General features: G+C 40.5%; 4 protein-coding genes. 2 read left to right on the top strand and 2 right to left on the bottom strand.

The genetic code is table 11. The annotated features are described in order from the left end of the window. Together AAV97_RS00045 and AAV97_RS20710 are read right to left on the bottom strand one after the other, a co-directional pair. Positions 1–160, bottom strand: a 160-nt coding sequence (locus AAV97_RS00045) for a transposase (RefSeq protein WP_046759455.1), incomplete at its 3' end; no start/stop codon positions are given. A 49-nt stretch (positions 161–209) separates the two neighbouring features. Continuing rightward, positions 210–377 carry a hypothetical protein gene (locus AAV97_RS20710; protein ID WP_155769238.1) on the bottom strand — a complete coding sequence of 56 codons (168 nt, stop codon included), beginning with the start codon at positions 375–377 and terminating at the stop codon, positions 210–212. A 433-nt stretch (positions 378–810) separates the two neighbouring features. Here AAV97_RS20710 and fadB point away from each other — a divergent pair, with 433 nt between their 5' ends. Both fadB and fadA read left to right on the top strand, forming a co-directional pair. Further along, a complete protein-coding gene (gene fadB, locus AAV97_RS00040; protein ID WP_046759454.1) occupies positions 811–2,964 on the top strand; it encodes a fatty acid oxidation complex subunit alpha FadB in 2,154 nt (717 codons plus the stop codon). Positions 2,965–2,976: 12 nt separating this feature from the next. Further along, complete coding sequence (gene fadA / locus AAV97_RS00035) at positions 2,977–4,149, top strand: acetyl-CoA C-acyltransferase FadA (RefSeq protein ID WP_005035305.1); 1,173 nt, start codon at positions 2,977–2,979, stop codon at positions 4,147–4,149. Positions 4,150–4,274 lie beyond the last annotated feature (125 nt).

Here is a 4,274-nt window from a genome sequence, read left to right as displayed (position 1 = left end):
TCATCATTGAAATATCCATACCTCCATATTTCGCTTTCCATTTATAAAATGTAGCGGAACTCATACCATGTTCACGGCATAAGTTAGGCACAGGTGGTCCTGATTCAGCTTGTTTTAAAATACTCATGATTAAGCTATCTGAATATTTAGATGTTTTCATAAAAAATCTCCTTGAACAGGATTATTCGATTTTCTACTTTTGTGTTCAATTATTTTGAGGGGGGATTACCATATCGAGTTCCATTTTCTAAATTGTCTTCGGTTGTTGTAGAGTTTGAGGAATTTGATGAAGAAGAATCTCCACCACCACCACAGCCGACGACAAGAAGACATACAGAAATAGCCATCAACGTGAGTTTTTTGTTTTGTATAGACATGATTAGTTCTTTTTTGTGATAAACGTCGCATAAAATATTATATATATGACAAATATTATTCAATTGTTTTTTAAGAATTTCTAAAAAATTAATTCATATTTAAAACTCAGTTGACCTAAATGACAGAAATAACAAACCTAATTTAATATTTCAGCTCAATCCTTTTGTGAAAGAATGCTCAATAAAATATAAATTAAATTGATAAAATATAAACACTTACACAAAAATCACTTACATTTCTTAAAATTCAACAGGTTAAATCAATATGATATCCAAAAAAAATTGATGACCCTTGCGTCACGGCTTGATACAACTTGTTAGGTTATTTTTAGATATAGTTATCGTAAGATTAGTGAAGTCGAAATGTGTGCGGGAAAAGCATACACACTTCAGAACATCAACTTAGAAGTCCTCCAAAAAAGGAGATCAGGGCATGATCCACGCTGGCAATGCCATTACCGTCCAATTGCTTTCGGACGGAATTGCAGAATTCCGCTTTGACTTACAAGGTGAGTCGGTTAACAAATTCAACCGTGCAACGATTGAAGACTTTAAAGCTGCTATTGAAGCTGTAAAAAATAACAGTGAAGTGAAAGGTTTAATCGTTACTTCTGGTAAATCTACATTCATCGTTGGTGCCGACATCACTGAGTTCGGTGATAACTTTAAGCAAGGCGAAAGTGCGATTGTAGAATGGGCAATGCCTGTTCACGAAATCTTCAATGCGTTTGAAGACTTAGAAATTCCTAAAGTTGCTGCGATCAATGGCATTGCTTTGGGTGGCGGTTTTGAAATGTGTTTGGTATGTGACTACCGTGTCATGTCAACGACTGCAACTGTAGGCTTACCTGAAGTTAAACTAGGCATCATTCCTGGTTTCGGTGGAACAGTTCGTTTAAGCCGTTTGATCGGTATTGATAACGCTGTAGAGTGGATTGCAACGTCTGCAAGCAAACGCCCTGAAGCTGCACTTAAAGACGGTGCAGTAGACGCTGTTGTCGCTGCTGACAAATTACAAGAAGCTGCGATTGATCTTGTCAAGCAAGCGATTTCTGGTCGTTTGGACTGGAAAGCAAAACGTCAAGAAAAATTAGAGCCTGTTAAATTAGACATGCTTGAACAAATGATGGCGTTTAACTCATCTAAAGGTGTGGTACTGGCTAAAGCAAATCCAGCCCAATACCCTGCGCCAAAACTTCTTCTTGATTCACTTCAAGCAGGCGTTAGCCAAAAACGTGATGCTGCGTTAAAAATTGAAGCTGAAGCATTTGCTAAAGCAGCGATTACACCACAAGCAGGTGCTTTGATTGGCTTATTCATCAACGACCAAGTTGTGAAAAAAGCATCTAAAAAGCATGAAAAAGGTGCTCACGCTGTTAACCAAGCAGCTGTTTTAGGTGCGGGTATTATGGGTGGTGGTATTGCTTACCAAGCGGCGAGCAAAGGCACACCGATCATCATGAAAGACATTGGCAACCCACAACTTGCATTGGGTATGTCAGAAGCGAACAAATTGTTGACTAAACAAGTTGAACGTAAAAAGATGACACCTGCAAAAATGGGGGAAACGCTTGCACGTATCCGCCCAACTTTAAGCTATGACGAGTTTAAAGAAGTCGATATCGTGATTGAAGCGGTGACTGAAAATCCAAAAATCAAAGAAGCTGTATTGAAAGATACTGAAGCGAAAGTGCGTGACAATACGATCATTGCATCGAATACTTCAACGATTTCTATTACACGTCTTGCTCAAGCCTTGGCTCGTCCTGAAAACTTTGTCGGTATGCACTTCTTTAACCCTGTGCACATGATGCCGTTGGTTGAAGTGATCCGTGGTGAAAAAACTTCTGAAGAAGCAATTGCCACAACTGTAGTACTTGCTCAGAAAATGGGTAAAACACCAATCGTTGTAAACGACTGCCCTGGCTTCCTTGTTAACCGTGTATTGTTCCCTTACTTTGGTGCGTTTGACCTTCTTCTTAAAGATGGTGCTGACTTCCAGCAAGTGGATAAAGTCATGGAAAAATTCGGCTGGCCTATGGGTCCTGCATACCTCATCGACGTTGTAGGGATCGACACAGGTGTTCATGGTGCAGAAGTTATGGCTGAAGGTTTCCCAGACCGTATGAAGCCTGACTACAAAGGTGCAATCGAAATCATGTATGAAAACAAACGTCTTGGTCAAAAGAACGACGTAGGTTTCTATAAATATGAACTCGATCGTAAAGGCAAAAAAGCTAAAACTGTTGATCCAACTGCATATGATCTTGTTGCAACTATGGCAACAACTGAAAAACATGAGTTTGATCCACAAGAAATTATTGACCGTATGATGCTTGCGTTCTGTAACGAAACTGTTCGTTGCTTAGAAGACAACATTGTTGCAACTGCGTCTGAAGCAGATATGGCAATGATCATGGGTGTTGGTTTCCCTCCATTCCGTGGTGGTCCTGCGCGTTACATCGACCAAACTGGTGTAGCTGAATATGTAGCACTTTGCGACAAATACGCACACTTAGGTAAAGCTTATGAAGCGCCACAAATGTTGCGTGACATGGCTGCTAACAACAAAAAATTCTACGGTTAAGGAGCAACGTGAATGGCTACTTTAAATCCACGTGACGTTGTCATCGTTGATGGCGTACGTTCTGCAATGGGTAAAACCAAAAACGGTATGTTCCGTAATGTACGTGCGGACAGCTTATCTGCTGAATTAGTACGTGCTTTAGTTGCTCGTAACCAGTTTGATGTCAATGAAGTTGAAGATCTAATTTGGGGATGTGTGAACCAAACTTTAGAACAAGGTATGAACATTGGTCGTAACATCGTATTGTTGGCTGATTTACCAAAAACTGTTGGTGGTCAAACGGTTAACCGTCTTTGCGGTTCTTCTATGCAATCCATCCATACTGCTGCTGCTCAAATTGCAACAAACCAAGGTGATATCTTCATCGTGGGTGGTGTAGAGCATATGGGGCACGTAGGTATGATGCATGGCATCGACCTTAACCCTGAAGCATCAAAACACTATGCAAAAGCATCTAACATGATGGGCTTAACTGCTGAAATGTTAGGTCGTATGAACGGCATTAGCCGTGATGAACAAGATGCATTTGGTGTTGAATCTCACCGTCGTGCTTGGGCTGCAACACAAGAAGGTCGTTTTAAAAACGAAATCATTGGTGTTGAAGGTCATGATGCCAATGGCTTTAAAATTCTATGTGACATCGATGAAGTGATTCGTCCAGATGCAAACATTGAAGCATTTAAAGCATTGCGTCCTGTATTTGACCCTAAAGGCGGTACTGTAACTGCTGCGACTTCTTCTGCATTGTCTGACGGCGCGTCTGCAATGTTATTGATGTCTGCTGAACGTGCTCAAGCTTTAGGTCTTAAGCCACGTGCGGTGATTCGCTCTATGGCAATTGCAGGCTGTGATGCTGCAATCATGGGTTATGGTCCTGTTCCTGCAACTCAAAAAGCGCTTAAACGTGCTGGCTTAACGATGGATGATATCCAAACCATCGAGTTAAACGAAGCATTTGCTGCTCAGGGTCTTTCTGTAATGAAAGGCTTGAACATCTATGACAAGCAAGACAAGATCAACTTGAACGGCGGTGCGATTGCATTGGGTCACCCATTGGGCTGTTCTGGTGCGCGTATCACTACAACATTGTTGAACGTGATGGAGCAACAAGATACACAAATCGGTCTTGCAACCATGTGTATCGGTCTTGGTCAAGGTATTGCGACCATTATCGAACGTGTTTAATTTTGAATTAAAACACTAGATAAAAAAATCCCCGCTTATTGCGGGGATTTTTTTATTAGAAATAGATGAGATTATTAATTTAAAATAATGAGAAAAGATTTGATTTCTATCAATCTCTATCAATC

Origin of the sequence: Acinetobacter sp. Ag2, from assembly GCF_001005515.1 — a bacterium.
GTDB lineage: Bacteria > Pseudomonadota > Gammaproteobacteria > Pseudomonadales > Moraxellaceae > Acinetobacter > Acinetobacter bereziniae.
This window is presented reverse-complemented; position numbering and strand designations above follow the sequence as displayed.

Coding starts and splice junctions, on each gene's coding strand:
- AAV97_RS20710 (WP_155769238.1), bottom strand. CDS start 377: ATGTCTATACAAAACAAAAAACTCACGTTGATGGCTATTTCTGTATGT.
- fadB (WP_046759454.1), top strand. CDS start 811: ATGATCCACGCTGGCAATGCCATTACCGTCCAATTGCTTTCGGACGGA.
- fadA (WP_005035305.1), top strand. CDS start 2,977: ATGGCTACTTTAAATCCACGTGACGTTGTCATCGTTGATGGCGTACGT.